The sequence below is a fragment of the Aureliella helgolandensis genome, from assembly GCF_007752135.1.
GTDB lineage: Bacteria > Planctomycetota > Planctomycetia > Pirellulales > Pirellulaceae > Aureliella > Aureliella helgolandensis.
The window spans coordinates 7,469,364-7,485,366 of record NZ_CP036298.1 but is presented as its reverse complement, the minus strand read 5'-3'; the positions used below and the strand labels follow the sequence as shown (position 1 = coordinate 7,485,366).

Genomic DNA, 16,003 nt, shown 5'->3' with positions numbered 1-16,003 from the left:
TGAGGACGGGGGAGAACTGCGGGGAGACGGGCCGGAATGCCCACGCTGGGGTTGTACCGCGATTTCACGCCACTTTTAGAAGGCCGCTCACGATCGCTAGGCGGCGCGATTTTGCTGCTGTTGCATCCGGCGGAGTCGCTTTTTCTCGGCCTTGCTCAGAGGTTGCTCGGGACCATCGCCCACGCCAGCTTGCGCGGGAGTCGTACCAGGTAGAGGCCTCGAATGGCTTACTTTCTGCGGCGAGCCACTCCCTACCGAATCGGCTTGTTCATCGTCGGTGGGAGGTTGCAGCCGCAGCGAGGGAAGTTTGGGCAACTTGATGGACTTTAGCATCGAAATGACGCGTCCCAATTTGGGGCGTGGTAGTTTGACACCCCTAAGCTTCGGGAGTCGGGACTTGCGTGGACTGGATTCATCAGCACTTGATCCGTTTGACTTCCCTGAGCTGCCCTTCGTCGGCCGCTGGGATGTCCCCGGGGTAGAGTTCTGGGTGGAGTTTGCGGCGCCTGCGGTAGCGGAGCGCGATTGAGCTGCACTCGAGCTGACCTTTTTGAATTCATCCGCATCGTCGTTGTTTTTAGGCTTGCGAAGCCAGCTGGTGAAGCGTCCTGGACTCTTCTCGCTGCGAGTGGCTGACGAGTCTGTGTTGGACGCGGGGCCCTGGCTGGAGGAGTCGGCGGCCTGCGCGGAGGCACCTCTCGACGGTTTTGCATTGGCCGCGGCAGAAGCGGGGAGTGCGGAGGTCTGCGAATCGTCGGAGCCTTTGTGGGAGCGGCGGAAGAATCGCCCAAGTCCCGCCTTGCGAGCTGGGGCTGTCTGTTCCTCGTCCGCGTGGCTCTGCTCGCGTTTCGTGTCGGATTGGGACGGGGAGGTCGCGCGGGAACTCCCCCGATTGCCGGTGGTGGTCGCTGCATCCGGAGTGCTGGATTTCGCGGAAGCTCTACTCGGCGACGTGGTGGGAGCTGAGGACGCTCCGATGGCATTTTTGCGGCTAGCTTTAGGAGACGCCGTCGCGCCGTCTGTCGACTCGAGGGCTGGCTTGCGTTTCCAGGGGAGGCCCCAGCGCCGGCTTTCGCGTGTTTCTTCGGTTCCTGCTGCATCGTCGGTGCCCGCTGCTGCGACATCCGAATTCCGGCGCATGGCAGGCAGGGATGCACGCAGGCGTTCACGCAGAGGGACCGCGTTCGCAGCTATGGCGAGGCTGCCACGCAGCAGGAAGCGATGCTGTGCATCGATGTAGATGTTGCGAAGATAGGACAGGGCAGCTAACCAAACACCCGTCAGGCCAATCAACCATAGTGAGACTCGCAACCAAATCCGCATTTGGAGCGACATTTCGAGCTTGAGTTCGGGTTGGCCGAGGGCAGCGCTTGCCGCCCAGCAAACCAATCCAGCGAGAACGAATACAACGCTGGTGGGAACGGTTTTCAATTCGCTACAGAGCCTCAGTCCCAGCATGCCGACGAGCACCGCCGTGGTCGCCTTGACCACCGCAGGGCCACTCCAGCCCAAGGCATTCTGACTCCAGCCGTCCAGGGCCGACGCAAAGAGCCCTGCAATTCCAGTGGAAGCTTCAATGCTACCAAAGAGGCAGGTCAGTACGAGCCAGAACCAGAGTCGATATTCGCCATTGTAATCATCGAGCTTGTGGCGCCGAAGCTGGAAGGTGAGGATCGTAGCCCCGAGGCATAACAGCCACATTTGGCTGGTTACCCAAGCGGCAATGCTGCGTGGATGACTAGCGTCCAACACGATGGCGAGAGGATGTCCGTACCAGGGAAGTTGTCCAGAGACGTAGATCAGATAATGCGCAGCCAGCAACAAGCCCGGTAGGAATAGGCTCAGCAAGACAACAGCCAGAAAGCTACGCAGGCGAACGGGAATGAGTTGTACGAGACGATGGTTGCAGGCGCGGCGGACGTCCTGACTGTAACCTGCACTGCGTTTCACGCTGGGATCGAAGTTGGGATCACTCCCGGGAGTCCCGCGCAGGGGCTTTCCCGTTTTACCAGTTTGCCCTTCTTCGAGGTGATCGCGAAGGACACGCCGGCGGCGATCGTTTCGAGAATCCCGCGAGATGGGCATGGGGCAATTGCTCCAATTGCAATTGGATCGATGGGATGGAAAGGGAACGTGCACAACCGAGCATTTGGGGCCGCAAGCGGGGCCAGCAGCCCTTGAGAGTTGCAAAAAAAGGCTGAGGGTGTCAAGACGAATCGGTTGCTGCCAGCGCAATTCTGGATGAACGATGGGGACGGTTGTGCCGGTTGAGGTTGGGAGGGGCTTGTGTTTCTTGGGAGTTCAGCAGTTAGGGTGGAAAATCGCTGCTCTAAACTTTTGACCAACCCCCTAACCGAACCTAAGTTTTTCGTGTTCCAGACGCCCCTCTGGATTCGTTGGCGTTCACCCTGAAATTCACCAAGATCGACACATATGGCAGCCCAACCTAATGTTTCACCCTCCAATCAAGCTCAGGGGGCTACGACGCCCGAGGTTTCTCCCACTAGCGATGCTGCTGCCTCAGCCCGCGGAAGCGTAAGTGGAGTGGGGAATACAGTATTGCAGACAGCAGAGCAGATCGAGCACAAGCTGCAAATGGAGAGTCGGCGGCAAGTGCTGGCAGCACAACAGTCCAGCGGCCTTGATCAATTGGTGCGTGCCAGACTGGGGATTTACTCGGGGTTGTTCTTCGCGTTGCGAGCAAAGCATCCGCCAACTGCTGCACACGGTTTGCGGGTTGCGATGGGATGCTCGAAATGGGCTGGCTGGCGGGGAATGTCCGAGGACGAGCGGGGCTTGCTCGAAGTTGCAGCGCTGTTGCACGATGTTGGAAAAATCGGCGTTCCCGATAGTGTGCTCCAAAAGCCAACTCAGCTCGACGGACGCGAGCAGATGATGATGGAAATGAACTACGGCACCGCAGCCGAAATGTTGCGTGGGGCCGGCGGCGGAGAGCGTTTGATCTCGTTGGTCAGGGACGCCCGCGGCGAATATGCCAACGCGCATGGGGAGGTCTCCGACTATTCCCTCGGTGCGCGAATGTTGTCGATCGTCGACGCCTTTGACTCGATGACTGCGGAACAGGTTTTTCGGCGTCCCCTAAGTCGCGAACGGGCCGTGGATGAACTCTTTGGGCATGCGGGCACGCAATTTGATCCAGAACTGGTGAAAGAGTTTTCGAAGCTGATCGATGAGGTGCGGCCAGACCTGGAAGCTGCGGTCGCAAATCGTTGGCTCAACGAACTGGCTCCCGATCCAACCCCTGGCTTCTGGGAATCGGAGGTACCGGTCTCCTGTGGAGCGATGCAGACCTTGGTCGATACGCTGTTCCATCGGCGAATGCTCGACTCCCTCATCGATGCGGCCGTTTACCTCGATGCGGATGGCCAAGTCCTTATTTGGAATCGAGCGGCAGAGCGGATTACGGGACGGCAAGCCAGCTCATTGATCCAACACCAATGGTCTCGAGAGTTAATGGGGTTGCACGAGGCCGACGGAAAAGAGCTGGGCAACGAGGATTGTCCACTGGTGCAGATGCTGTCCGCCAACGTGGTTGTCACCAAGCGCCTTCAAATCAAACACACGGACGGTCGGGCGGTGCAGGTGCAGTTCACCGCATTGCCGGTCTTTGCCGCTGGCAAACAGTACGCAGGGGCCATCCTTGTGGCCAGAGATACGTCGACCCAAGCCAATTTGGAGCAGCGGGTGGAGTCGTTGGAAACCATTGCGACCAGCGATGCGCTCACGGGCGTCTCCAACCGAGCCGCGCTCGATACCGAGCTCCCCAAATTCGTGGAAGAGCATTTGGGAACGGGCCAGTCGGGCAGCCTGATGATCTGCGATATCGACCATTTTAAGAAGATCAATGACACCTTCGGCCACCAAGCGGGAGATGAAGCTCTCGTCACGTTCGCTGGTGTGCTGCGTGAGGGAGCACGTGAAGGAGACATGGTAGCTCGCTTCGGAGGTGAGGAGTTCATTCTCTTGTGCGCGGCCTGCAATATTTCAACCGCGACCCATCGGGCTGAGGAAATTCGTCGGGCGGTGGGGCGTACCCCCATTGCTTCCCTCAAGAATACGTCGGTGACGGCAAGTTTCGGGGTCACCGAAATTCAACCCGGCGATTGCCCGTCGACCCTGCTCGCGCGGGCCGACCGGGCCCTCTTGAGCGCTAAGGAATCGGGCCGCAATCGCGTGGTGCAACTGGGAGCCGGTCAGGGGAACGAGGCAGGAACCGCTGCAACAGAGAGTCCAGCAGAGAAGCCTAAAAAACGTCCGTGGTGGCACATCTTCCGCCCGCAACGTCTTCCGCCCTTGTTGGAAACCAGCCTACTCGCATCGGTCCCCTACGAAATTGCTGTTCAAAAGCTCAGCGGGTTTGTGCACGACCATCAGGCGGAGATTATCAAGTCCGACGGAACGCTTTTGTGCCTTAAGATTGACGGGCAGAATTTGGCGGACAAGCGACGGAGCACCGAACGCACTAGCACGCTCCTTCTCAATCTAACCGTAGTGGCCGTGCAATTTCGCACCTCTCGCAATAATACCTACCAAAGTCGCACCCGCTTGGACGTCATCATTCTTCCCTACCGGCCCCGCGACCGTCGAGCACCCAACCTGGAATCTCAGGCGACACGGCTGCTGGCTAGCTTCAATTCGTATTTGGTAGCACAAGTCATCGACGATTCGGTGCGTGAAAATATTTTCGAATCACGCTGATCTTGCCCTCCCCGGTTGCCAGGCTCGTTGAACTTGCCTATCGTTCAAGAGATAGGTGAATTGCCTGTGCAATGAGCGGTAAAATGGTGGCAGGCACCTCTTGTGCGATGCCCTCGCGGTGTTGTTCCAACATTGGGACCGGACATCCATTTGCCGCACGACACCAATGTCGAACAAAACATAACTTTGTTGGAGAATATGGAACATGGTCTACGAACTGCCTGCACTACCGTATGCTTACGACGCGCTCGAACCACATTTTGATGCCCAGACGATGGAAATCCACCATACCAAGCATCATCAGGCGTACATCAATAACGTCAACAATGCGATCGCTGGCACAGGATTGGAAGTAAAAACGGTCGAGGAGTTGATTTCAGGACTCTCCGGTGTGCCTGTTGAAAAGCGTGCTGCTGTTCGCAACAACGGTGGCGGACATGCCAATCACTCCTTGTTTTGGACCATCCTCGGACCAGGCAAAGGGGGCGCACCTACTGGAGAATTGGCAGCAGCCATCGATGCCGCTTGCGGATCTTTCGAGAAATTCAAGGAAGCCTTTGCCGCAGCAGGCGCGACTCGGTTCGGCAGCGGCTGGGCATGGCTCTACGTCGATGGTGGTAAGCTGGCCGTCGGCTCAACCGCCAATCAAGACAGTCCTTTGATGGGGGAAGAATTCGCCGGAATCGGTGGCACTCCTATTCTGGGGCTCGATGTTTGGGAGCACGCTTACTACCTCAAATATCAAAATCGTCGGCCCGATTACATTGCCTCTTTCTGGAACGTGGTCAACTGGGATGCAGTAGCCGAACGCTTTGCGAAAGCCAAGGGTTAGGACCCGGCCGGTTAAGCCTGGGTACCTGCCGAGCACCGATCGCCAGCGTGTGAGACCAATCTCTCCGCTGGCGTTTTGCGGGTAAACGCTGCCCTGAGATCCTGCACTTGCAGACGCGATGCAACTCTTCCCCAAAGCCATGCATGCATTGCATGCGTCATCTCTTGTCTTGTGCCAGCTGTACTAGGCTTTGGTGTGGACTTGAGAGCCGAGTTTTTCTAGTGTCAACCACGGACCGTCAACGCCCGCCCGATGCGGAGCGAAGGATACGGGGTCGGCTTATCTAGAGGGATTCACCATGAATTGGCTGCTCAATGGACCGCTTCGCCTTGTGCTCATTGGTTCGGCGACCGCCGGCGGTGGGTACTATGTACTCGTCCCCGCGGCGGATCCAGCCGTTTCGGTAGCGGTCAGCGAGGCAGCACCTGAGTCGGCCACCACTGAGGAAAGCCCCAAGCATCAGGTGCTATTTCAGTCGCCTGCCAGTTCGCAGGACGCGTTCCCTGCGTTGCCTTCGAGTCTAGCCGGGCCGGCTTCGCCCTCGGCAATGAGTTTTCCGAGTGGCTTGCCGAGTGCACCCGCGGCCTCTCCTACAAATGCACCGCCCGGGCTACCCTCGGCGCTCCCCAATAGTTCTCCCAGCGGGGGATTGCCGGGAATGCCGGGAGCTGTGGGCGATTTGTCCAATCCTGCTCCACGCAGCAGAAGCGGCCAGGCAACCGATGATCGCTACCCGGCCCCTGGGATGACTGGCGATTCCTCCTCACCGAGGCAACCCGTTCCAGTACCTCAATCGCGTTCGGCAGACGACTCATCGCAGCCGCCCAGCACTTCGAATGCTGGCGCCAGCGGCTCCCCTAGCTATGCAGGCAATACGGGACAGAACGACGCTGCCCGCGGTCAAGCGGTCGGTGTTCCGGCAATGAATGTGCCGTTTACGTCGGTCGTTCCTGGCGGGCCACCCGCAAACGGGGCTGGAAGTGTTCCTTCAGCCGCCCGTGCGGTTTCGGACGGAAGGAACGACTCGGTCAATACGAACTCAGTAGGTCGCGACGTGGTCGCCCAGCCTGCAAGCTACGGCAATGGGCAGCTGGTATTGCCTCCCTCTCAGCTCGGTAGCAATACGAGGTCTGTTCCTGGAGATCCGGTATCCACTGCAAACTCGGTGCCTAACGGCCTGCGTTCTGTGGGGGGAGTACCCGGTGGTGGAGCGGGAGGGAACGCACCGGTGGATCGAAGGGGTAATTTCCCCACCCGCGCCTATGATCCGAGCTTGTTCCAATATGCCGCATTCCAGCGCATTGGGGTTCCGGTCTCTGGAGAACGTAGTTCCACCGAGACTTCGGCCCAGTTGGCGAGTACCGCAGGAGCGCCAACTGCCTATTCGGCACAGCAACAGCAGATTCCGCAGCAGCAATTCGCTCAGCCAGCGCCCGTCCAATCGCAGTTTCAGCAAGCCCCCTATCGGCCTCTAGGCGTTAGTCCCGTTGCCTATCAATGCCAACCTGCGGCAGGTTACGGACCAACCTATCCTCCCCCAGGAGCCGTGCCTGGGAACTACACGCCTCCGACACTAACTCCCAACATGACTCCTGGCGTCTACTCGCCCAACAACAGCGGATTTCGCCCGTTGTTCACGCTGGGGCAAGAAAATTACAATGTGACGCTAGGGAGAGGCATTATCGGTCAGCCGACCGCTTACGTGCCGGGGCAGGGGATTCGCAACTTTATGCGGTATCTCTTTCCGTAGCATTTAACATGCTCGTCTCATGAAGGGATTGTGAGCTAGATTTATGGGATTCGACGCACGACCTAAGCCGGTTAGGGGTGCATCACTATTGGAATTCCTACAATCGGTACTTTTATGAGCTCTGCGAGCGTCGCTACAGAACCAGCATCCAGGAGTGTTGGGGATTCCTTTGCGATTGGCGTGCTGGTCATGTTGGTGGTCAGCGTGCTGCAACGCTGCGTTGGCTTAATTCGTGGTCTAGGCTTTTGCCACTTTCTCTCGGATGTTGAGTTGGGGCAGTGGGCCTTGGCCAATAGCTTCTTCACGATTGCTGTTCCAATCGCGGTGCTCGGACTGCCCGGTAGCTTCGGCAAGTTCGTAGAGTACTTTCGCCGCCGAGGGCAGCTCGGAATCTACGTGGGGCGCGTGGGGGCGGTGAGCGCCGTGGGATTGTGTGCGGTATGTCTAGTCATCTTCATGTACCCCGGTTCCTTTAGTTGGTTCATCTTCGGGGAAGAGAAAGCGCTCTCGTTGGTAGCGGCGTGCGTGCTGACCTTGGCCTGCGTCACTTTGTTTAGCTTTGTAAGCGAGCTGGTGACTGGCTTGCGACAAGTCCGGGCTGTCTCCGCGATGCAATTTACGCAGAGTCTAGGCTTTGCCGTGCTTGGGCTTGTCGGCTTGGCACTCTACCGCAGTTGGTTCGTCCTTTTGCCTTGCTTTGCCATCGCTAGCTTGATCGGACTTGTGCCGGGCCTGCTAGCGATCAGCCAGCACCATGGTGATGAGTTCAGCCGCCCCAAGGCGTCGCGCCTGCTTGCCGCTTCTGAATTGTGGCAGCGCATTTTGCCGTTTGCAGCCATGTTGTGGGGTATCAACCTTCTGAGTAATTTATTTGAAGTTAGCGATCGGTACATGCTGTTGCACCTGATCTCTGGTGGCGAAACCGTGGGGCAAGCTGCAGTTGGTCAATATCACTGTGGTCGAATCCTCCCCAATTTGCTGACGAGCGTTGCCATGACTTTGGGAAGTATCATGCTGCCCTACCTGAGCGCGGATTGGGAAGCTCAACAGCACCATAAGGTGACTGCCCGCTTGAGGCAGGTGTTGCAGTCCGCAAGCATCGCGTTTCTAGGATTGTCGATCGCTGCCATGGTGGTTTCACCATGGTTGTTTGCGATTGCCTTTGGTGCACGCTATGACGCTGCCGCCGCAATCCTGCCCATTTCACTTCTGCAGGCGAGTTGGGTTGGGCTCTTTCTCATCGCGCAGTCCTACTTGCTGTGCGCCGAGCGGGGGCGAACACTGGTCGTGTTGTTGTTCGTAGGGCTCCTGTTGAATTTCGCACTGAACTGGTGGCTTATCTTGCAATACGGCCTCAGCGGAGCCGTGGTGGCGACGACACTCGCTGGCATGGTCTCCTTGTTATTGCTCTTTTGGCAAATGGGCAAGCTCGGATGCAACCTGCCACGGGGGACGCTGGTGCTGTGCATGTCGCTTGCCGTAGTACCGGCTGGACCAATCGTTGCATCGGTGGCCTTTGCCATCCTGGTGGTTCTGGCTGGACGAACCGAGTGGCTGTTGTCGGCCAACGACCGGGCGGAGATTGATGCAATGCTCATTCCAAAGTTGAATCGCTTTGGGGTCGCTATCGATTCCGTTTGGCCGCGCTGAGGATGCGGGTTCTCCGCTGTTAACCGTGGGGGAGCGGCGCGTAGAAATAGTAACGGCTTGTTGAAATAAGTGTCCCGCCGCGTGATGGGCTGTCGAAATAGTAACCCGCTGCAAGACGGGCTGTTGATTTAATCGCAATTTGAATTTTAATGCGGAGGTAGCATCCTTAATTGACTTGTCGCGGAGGTTATCTTTCCTTGCTCACGCGGCGGGTTACTATTTCAACAGCCCGATGAGCAAGGGAAGGTGGTTACTACTGCAGGGGAATTTCAGGGCGTTACCTCCGCGTTGAAATTCAACTTGCTCTTAGATTAACAGCCCGGTGAACAGGGCGGCGGGTTGCCGCCAATGAGCGATCGGGCGGGCTACCTGCGCGGAGAGATTGCACACACTCTTCAATCGGCAGTCTTGCCGGTGCTCGGTTTAGTGCTTTCCAAACAGGGCCATTTGCGGCAAGTGGTCGCTGAGTGCAAAGGAATGTTCGTCGCTGGGGTTCAGTCGAAATGCACCTTCGAACAAGGGACGCGATTCGGTAATGTGATTGGCGATTGGTCCGATTGCCATGACATAGTCGATCCGGCGATCGGGTGAGTCGGCTTTGATGGTCCATCCCTCGCCCGAGCCAACTTCGGCAAATGTGTCCATCCACCCGGCATCGATCCAAAGTTTGTATTCCTCAGAATCTGGACCGTGGTTCAAGTCCCCGATCAGCAGCATGGAATGCCCTGCTTCTACGTCCTTCTTCATCGACGCCAGCATGGCTTGAATCTCCTGCAAGCGAATCGTTGGATCGGCACCGGGATACAGATGGGCGGAGTGTACGATCAGCAGTCTTCCATTGGGCTGCTTGATGGTAGCGCGTCCCCAATGCCGAGTGAACAGCTTCGACGGGCGTTGGTAGCCGAGTGGAGTATTCTCGTTCTCGATAATTTCAAACCGGCTGAGCAGCGTTCCTGGCCAGTTGCCGCCGCTAGGAAAGCGGACGTGATTCATTCCCAGTTTTTCGGCGATCTGTAGCGTGATTTCTTCGCTTGGAGATTCCGAGAAATTGATGATGTCCGGATCGTAGAGCGAGAGTTCCAGAGCTGCGCGATCCGCCATTTGCTGCTTGTGAACCGCCTTTTTCGCCAGAGTGCGATCTTTCGGCCAGCCTTTGCAGGCATAGATGTTGTAGGCGATCACGCGGAGTGAGCTGCGCACTGCGTCCTGCGCAAAAGCAGGCAGCATGGTGGCAGCCAAACCAGCGGTTCCGAGAGAGACGCTGAACGAACGACGCGAGACGGTCATGGCGGGGAGCTCCGATTCGATGGGGGGAGGCGAGTGTGCCATTATCGCACAAACCGCCTCCCGTACCACTCTACTCAGCTCACCCCGTCATCGCCAAAGGTGTCGGGCAACCGGCTAGCGTGGGGCGCCACCACGTGCCTGCCGGCGGCGGTCGGCCTCTCGCAAGCTGATCTTTCGCAAGCGAATGGTTTTGGGCGTGATCTCGACCAGTTCGTCTTCCTCGATGTACTCCAAGGCGGCTTCTAGGAACAGCGCGCGTGGGGGTTTGAGGATCACATTGTCGTCGGAGCCCGCCGCACGAATGTTGGTTAGCTTCTTTTCGCGGCAGGGGTTCACGACCATGTCACTGTCGCGGACGTTTTCGCCCACGATCATGCCTTCGTAGATCTCGTCACTGGGGGCAACAAACAGTTCACTGCGATCTTGGAGGCCGAAGAGGGCAAAGGGGATCGCTTTGCCAGCCACCATGGAGACCAGCACGCCGTTGGATCGCGTGGGGACGTCACCTTCGGCCAGTTTGTAGCCGTTGAAACGGTGGTGGATGATGGCGGTGCCTTGGGTGGCATTGAGCAGGCGTGTTCGGAGACCGATCAACCCGCGGGCTGGGATGTCAAACCGCATGAGGCAGTAAGAGCCGCGCGGGGTCATTTCGTCGAGGGTGCCTCGGCGATAGCCCACCAGCTCCATGACGGGGCCTACTTTTTCCTCAGGCACTTCGACGTTCAGCGTTTCGAAGGGTTCGTGCCACTTGCCGTCCACCTGACGCTGTACTACTCGTGGCTTGCCGACCGACAGCTCAAAGCCTTCGCGTCGCATGTTCTCGATTAGCACGGCCAAGTGCAATACGCCGCGTCCGCGAACAGCGTAAGCTTCCGCCCCTTCGACCGGCTCCATTCTTAGAGCCACGTTGCGCTCTAGCTCTTTTTCGAGGCGGCTTCGTAGCTGCCGGGTCGTCACATACTTGCCCTCGCGCCCAGCAAAGGGGGAGCTATTGACGCTGAAGACCATTTCTAGAGTTGGATCGTCCACTTCGAGCCGAGGCAGGGCTCGCATGTGGCCTTTGGCGCAAATCGTGTCACCAATTTCGACATCTTCGATGCCGACGATCGCAGCGATCTCACCCGCACTTGCCTCGTCGACTTCGGTTCGTCCCAGGTTATCGAAGATCGAGATCGAGCCGATTTGGGCTGGGGCAATTTGGTTGTTCTTCTTAGAGAGTTCAACCGATTGGCCGCTTTTCAGGACCCCCGCTTGCACGCGGCCAATGCCGATCCGCCCCACGTACTCCGACCAGTCGAGATTGGTGACCAGCAATTGCAGCGGTTCGTCCGGCTCGACTTCGGGACCTGGGATTTGTTCGAGTACCATGTCGAGCAGCGGTTGCATGGAATCGCCGCGGACGGCCGGATCGAGGGTTGCGTAGCCCTCTTTGGCTGAAGTGAAGATGTGGTTGAAGTGGTCGAGGTACTCTTCGCCTCCGAGGTCAACCAGCAGTTCGAGGGCTTCGTCGACGACTTCCAAGGAACGGGCGTCGGGGCGGTCGATCTTATTGATGACAATAATCGGCTTGACCCCCGCTTCCAGGGCTTTGGAGAGTACAAAGCGGGTTTGTGGCATGGGGCCTTCGGCGGCATCCATCAGCACGAGTGCACCATCGGCCATTCGCACGACACGCTCGACTTCACCCCCAAAGTCAGCGTGACCGGGGGTATCCATAATGTTGATTTTAATCCCCTTGTAGGGGAGGGCGATGTTTTTGCTGAGGATCGTGATGCCGCGCTCACGCTCGATGTCGTTCGAGTCGAGAATCTGAGTGCCCTGCAGCTGCGAATCACGGAATTGTCCACTTTGTTTCAATAAGCAGTCAACGAGCGACGTTTTTCCGTGGTCAACGTGGGCTATGATGACGATATTTCTCAGGTCGCTACGTCGCATTGATTGGGTGCTCGATTGGTTCTGCTGATTCGGCAATGAAGAGTCGGCGATGCACCAGAATGGTGCGGTTTACTTTGAATTACTCGTATCGCCAGGGCTTGCCTTGCACTCTATTGTGAAACTGCGAACGCATTATGGCGAGGGGGCGCGGACCGGGTTTCGCTGCTCAGAATGGCTCGGACTCCTGCAGCGGTGGGGCTGTTGCCCGTAGATGCCGTTAGTGGGGAGGTGGCGTCCGCTGTCTTTAGCCCTTGTTGAGAAATCCCTTTTGCGGGATACTCTTCCTCCTCGCACACCCCAAGAAATTGGCTCAACCCACCCGCTCTTGTCGAGCGGATGTTGCTTGCCGGGCCCCCCACAGGGGACGGACAGCTTTGGATTTAGGGATTGAGCCCGTCGCATGGCGACGAAAGGGAAACTGTTAGTAGATTCGATTTTTTGTTGGAGAATTCTCGGCTATGGCCAGATACACAGGTCCTAAAGCTCGCATCAATCGTCGTTTGAGCACCATGGTTTACGAGAGCGCGGGTGCCACGCGCGCCTCTCAGCGTCGCGACAGCCCGCCTGGTATGCACCCTCGTGGTCGCCGTACTAGTAACTACGGTACCGCCTTGACCGAGAAGCAGAAGATCAAGCACTACTATGGCCTAGGGGAGCGACAGCTCCGCCGTTACTTCGCGGCCGCTACCAGCGCCAAGGGGAATACGGCTCAGAATCTGTTGCTGATGTGCGAGCGTCGACTAGATAATGTGGTGCGTCGGGCTGGATTTACGAAGACGCGGCCACAAGCCCGTCAGGGAATCGTCCATGGTCACTTCCGAGTCAATGGCGTCAAAGTCAACAAGCCTGGCTACATTCTGCGTGCTGGGGATGAAATTGAGTTGCGTGGTCGTGAGAATTTGAAGAATCTCTACCGCGGTGTCATCGCTAACAATTCCCCACAACCGCTCGATTGGTTGTCGTTCGATTCCGAGGGGCTCAAGGCAACAATCCTGAGTGCGCCTACGGCTACCGATATCAGCCTGCCAGTAGATGGTAACATCGTGGTCGAATTCTTGTCGCGCTAACCACCCGCAGCGATAAGCTCCAGTTATTCTTGTTGGTAGCCGTACACAGCGCAGCGCTGGTGCGGCGATCAGGTGGGTGGGCTGGGTGTTGGCGCATTGCGAATGTGCCGGTCCGTGCCATGGATGCTGGTTGATGGCCGAATCGAGGGAGCGTCCTCGGTTAAAGCCATCGCTGCTGGTAGACACGCCTTGTGCGCGTCTACCTTCCATTGCTTGCGCCCCCTTTATTCGAATATTTGCCGTGGATGACGCTGCGTCAGTTGCGGCCTATCTGGGTTCTCTCTATGCACAGCGATTTAGTTGTCCTCGGTGGTGGTCCTGGTGGTTACGCTGCCGCATTTTTAGCCGCTGACGAAGGCTTGCAGGTCACTATTGTCGAATCCGATAAACGGCTCGGCGGTACCTGCCTGTTGCGCGGCTGTATTCCCTCCAAAGCGTTGTTGCACGTTGCCCGGGTGATCTCGGAAGTTAATGAGCTGCGCGAGGATTGGGGCGTTAAGTACCAAGCTCCTCAGATCGATGTCGATCAAGTGCGGGCGCGCAAGGAGAAGGTGATCTCCACTTTAACCGGTGGCCTGGGGCAGTTGGCCAAACGCCGCAACGTCACGGTGATTACCGCCAAGGGGGTGTTTGAGGATAGCACCACTCTGCGTCTAGAAGGAGAGCATGAATCGATACCGGCCGAGCGGCAGTTGACGTTCAAGCATTGCATCCTGGCTACCGGCAGTGTGCCAGCCATGCCACCGGGATTTCAGATTGGTAGCGATCGGGTGATGGATTCGACCGGCGCGTTGCAGTTGGCGGATATTCCCGAAACGTTGTTGGTGGTGGGCGGCGGCTACATCGGTCTCGAGATGGGGTCGGTCTATGCGGGATTGGGCACCAAAGTCAGCGTGGTGGAATTGCTCGATGGTTTGCTCATGGGAGCCGATCGGGATCTGGTTAAACCCCTGCAGAAACGTTTGGAGAAGCTTTTCGAACAGCGGATTTTCCTGAACACCAAAGTCGGCTCGATGGCCGAAGTTGACAATCAGATCGAAGTCACCTTCGAGGGCCCCGGCAAGTACGGGCACGAGAGATTCGATCGCGTGTTGGTGAGTGTCGGCCGCCGGCCGGTGAGTCGTGGGCTGGGGCTTGAGAATACGAAGGTGGAGTTGGATCAGCGTGGTTTCGCCGTTTGCGACGCACAGCAGCGTACTGCCGATCCGCATATTTTTGCGATCGGTGATGTGGCGGGAGAGCCCATGCTGGCCCATAAGGCCTCGCATGAAGCCAAGGTCGCTGTGGAGGTCTTGCTCGGAGAACCGGTGACGTTTGATAAAGCGGCTATTCCAGCCGTGGTCTTCACCGATCCGGAGATTGCTTGGGCAGGCATGACGGAAGAGGATGCCAAGAAGAGCGGTCGCAAGGTTGATGTCGAGGTTTACCCTTGGGCCGCCAGCGGGCGGGCGCAGGCGCTGGGGCGCACCGAAGGGTTTACCAAGTGGCTGGTCGACCCTGAAACCCATCGCGTTCTAGGGTGCGGTATCGTGGGGGCTGGCGCGGGCGAGTTGATTGCGGAGGCTGTCTTGGCGATTGAGATGGGGTGCGAAGTGCGCGATCTCACCGAGTCGATTCATCCTCACCCGACGTTGAGCGAAACGTTAATGAATGCAGCTGAGGTCCACTTGGGGACGGCGACCGAGATTTATAAACCCAAACGCAAATAGGTGAGGTGTGCGATGAAGGCCATGCTGCTGAGTGAGTATAAAAAGCTCGAGATCGTTGATATGCCTCAGCCTGAAATCGGGCACAATGAGTTGCTGATCAAGGTGAGGGCGTGCGGTATCTGTGGAAGCGATATCCATGGCTGGGATGGCTCGACCGGTCGGCGCGTGCCGCCCCTGGTTATGGGGCACGAAGCGGCCGGTGTGGTTGAGAAAGTGGGCTCTCAGGTAACCGGTTTTCAAGTTGGAGATCACCTGACGTTCGATTCGACCGTGTCCTGCGGGACCTGCGGCGCTTGCCGCAAGGGCTCGATCAATCTCTGCGAGAATCGCCAAGTACTCGGGGTCTCTTGCGATGAATTTCGTCGGCATGGAGCTTTTGCCGAGTACGTCGTGGTTCCGCAAAATATTTGTTATGCCCTGCCCAAGGATCTTCCCTTTGAACATGCGGCTTTAATCGAAGCCGTCTCCATTGCTGTGCATGCCGCCAACCGTTCGGCGATCAAATTGGGGGACACCGCCGTAGTTGTCGGCAGTGGAATGATCGGTTTGCTGGTCGTGCAAGCAGTGCGTTTGGCCGGGTGCGCGCGAGTAATCGCCGTCGATTTGGAGGACAGTAAGCTGGAAATCGCCAAGTCGCTAGGAGCCGATTTTACGCTGAATCCCAAGAGTTGTGATGTCGTTGCCGAGGTCAAGAAGTTGACTGGAGGGCAGGGGGCTGACGTTGCATTCGAAGTGGTGGGCGCAACGCCGACGGTGAAAACGGCCATCGAGAGTACGCGCAAAGGCGGCTCGATCACTCTAGTTGGGAATCTCGCTCCCAATGTGGAACTTCCGCTCCAAGCCGTAGTGACGCGGGAGTTGACCATCTATGGGAGTTGTGCCTCGAATGGCGAGTATCCGGAGTGCATCGAGTATCTGAGGCGCGGGGATATTAAGGTTCAACCGCTGATTACTGCCACTGCTACCTTGGAGGACGGGCCCGCGTGGTTCGCGAGGCTCTATGCTGGGGAGCCGGGGGCTATGAAAGTTGTCTTGCAACCGCAGGGGTAGGCTG

Annotated in this window: 10 protein-coding genes; 7 read left to right on the top strand and 3 right to left on the bottom strand. The window is 57.7% G+C overall.

Annotated features, from left to right (window positions below):
* Window positions 1-96: 96 nt before the first annotated feature.
* Complete coding sequence (locus tag Q31a_RS26455) at window positions 97-2,085, bottom strand: glycosyltransferase family protein (protein ID WP_145084834.1); 1,989 nt, start codon at window positions 2,083-2,085, stop codon at window positions 97-99.
* 348 nt (window positions 2,086-2,433) lie between these two features.
* On the opposite strand from Q31a_RS26455, the gene Q31a_RS26450 reads away from it, so the two are divergent.
* The 4 genes from Q31a_RS26450 (at window position 2,434) to Q31a_RS26435 (ending at window position 8,951) form a co-directional block, all read left to right on the top strand.
* On the top strand, window positions 2,434-4,719 hold the full coding sequence (locus Q31a_RS26450; RefSeq protein WP_145084830.1) for a diguanylate cyclase: 2,286 nt from the start codon (window positions 2,434-2,436) through the stop codon (window positions 4,717-4,719).
* 205 nt (window positions 4,720-4,924) lie between these two features.
* The gene (locus Q31a_RS26445; protein WP_145084827.1) at window positions 4,925-5,551 is read left to right on the top strand and encodes a superoxide dismutase; all 627 of its coding nucleotides are present in this window, start codon (window positions 4,925-4,927) and stop codon (window positions 5,549-5,551) included.
* A gap of 298 nt (window positions 5,552-5,849) precedes the next feature.
* Window positions 5,850-7,301 carry a hypothetical protein gene (locus tag Q31a_RS26440; protein WP_145084824.1) on the top strand — a complete coding sequence of 484 codons (1,452 nt, stop codon included), beginning with the start codon at window positions 5,850-5,852 and terminating at the stop codon, window positions 7,299-7,301.
* Between the two features lie 114 nt (window positions 7,302-7,415).
* The gene (locus tag Q31a_RS26435) at window positions 7,416-8,951 is read left to right on the top strand and encodes a lipopolysaccharide biosynthesis protein (RefSeq protein ID WP_145084821.1); all 1,536 of its coding nucleotides are present in this window, start codon (window positions 7,416-7,418) and stop codon (window positions 8,949-8,951) included.
* A gap of 423 nt (window positions 8,952-9,374) precedes the next feature.
* Here Q31a_RS26435 and Q31a_RS26430 read toward each other — a convergent pair whose 3' ends face one another.
* Both Q31a_RS26430 and typA read right to left on the bottom strand, forming a co-directional pair.
* A complete protein-coding gene (locus Q31a_RS26430; RefSeq protein ID WP_231690948.1) occupies window positions 9,375-10,280 on the bottom strand; it encodes an endonuclease/exonuclease/phosphatase family protein in 906 nt (301 codons plus the stop codon).
* 72 nt (window positions 10,281-10,352) lie between these two features.
* On the bottom strand, window positions 10,353-12,173 hold the full coding sequence (gene typA, locus Q31a_RS26425) for a translational GTPase TypA (protein ID WP_197355774.1): 1,821 nt from the start codon (window positions 12,171-12,173) through the stop codon (window positions 10,353-10,355).
* A gap of 458 nt (window positions 12,174-12,631) precedes the next feature.
* On the opposite strand from typA, the gene rpsD reads away from it, so the two are divergent.
* From rpsD to Q31a_RS26410, 3 genes are all read left to right on the top strand, one after another.
* Window positions 12,632-13,240, top strand: a complete 609-nt coding sequence (gene rpsD, locus Q31a_RS26420) for a 30S ribosomal protein S4 (RefSeq protein WP_145084815.1) — start codon at window positions 12,632-12,634, stop codon at window positions 13,238-13,240.
* Window positions 13,241-13,524: 284 nt separating this feature from the next.
* A complete protein-coding gene (gene lpdA / locus Q31a_RS26415) occupies window positions 13,525-14,949 on the top strand; it encodes a dihydrolipoyl dehydrogenase (RefSeq protein ID WP_145084812.1) in 1,425 nt (474 codons plus the stop codon).
* A gap of 12 nt (window positions 14,950-14,961) precedes the next feature.
* Window positions 14,962-15,999 carry a zinc-dependent alcohol dehydrogenase gene (locus tag Q31a_RS26410; protein ID WP_145084809.1) on the top strand — a complete coding sequence of 346 codons (1,038 nt, stop codon included), beginning with the start codon at window positions 14,962-14,964 and terminating at the stop codon, window positions 15,997-15,999.
* Window positions 16,000-16,003 lie beyond the last annotated feature (4 nt).

Bases quoted from the DNA above. Each gene is read 5' to 3' on its own strand.
- Q31a_RS26430 (WP_231690948.1), bottom strand. From the start codon at position 10,280: ATGGCACACTCGCCTCCCCCCATCGAATCGGAGCTCCCCGCCATGACC.
- typA (WP_197355774.1), bottom strand. From the start codon at position 12,173: ATGCGACGTAGCGACCTGAGAAATATCGTCATCATAGCCCACGTTGAC.
- Q31a_RS26410 (WP_145084809.1), top strand. From the start codon at position 14,962: ATGAAGGCCATGCTGCTGAGTGAGTATAAAAAGCTCGAGATCGTTGAT.
- Q31a_RS26450 (WP_145084830.1), top strand. From the start codon at position 2,434: ATGGCAGCCCAACCTAATGTTTCACCCTCCAATCAAGCTCAGGGGGCT.
- Q31a_RS26455 (WP_145084834.1), bottom strand. From the start codon at position 2,085: ATGCCCATCTCGCGGGATTCTCGAAACGATCGCCGCCGGCGTGTCCTT.
- Q31a_RS26445 (WP_145084827.1), top strand. From the start codon at position 4,925: ATGGTCTACGAACTGCCTGCACTACCGTATGCTTACGACGCGCTCGAA.
- Q31a_RS26435 (WP_145084821.1), top strand. From the start codon at position 7,416: ATGAGCTCTGCGAGCGTCGCTACAGAACCAGCATCCAGGAGTGTTGGG.
- lpdA (WP_145084812.1), top strand. From the start codon at position 13,525: ATGCACAGCGATTTAGTTGTCCTCGGTGGTGGTCCTGGTGGTTACGCT.
- Q31a_RS26440 (WP_145084824.1), top strand. From the start codon at position 5,850: ATGAATTGGCTGCTCAATGGACCGCTTCGCCTTGTGCTCATTGGTTCG.
- rpsD (WP_145084815.1), top strand. From the start codon at position 12,632: ATGGCCAGATACACAGGTCCTAAAGCTCGCATCAATCGTCGTTTGAGC.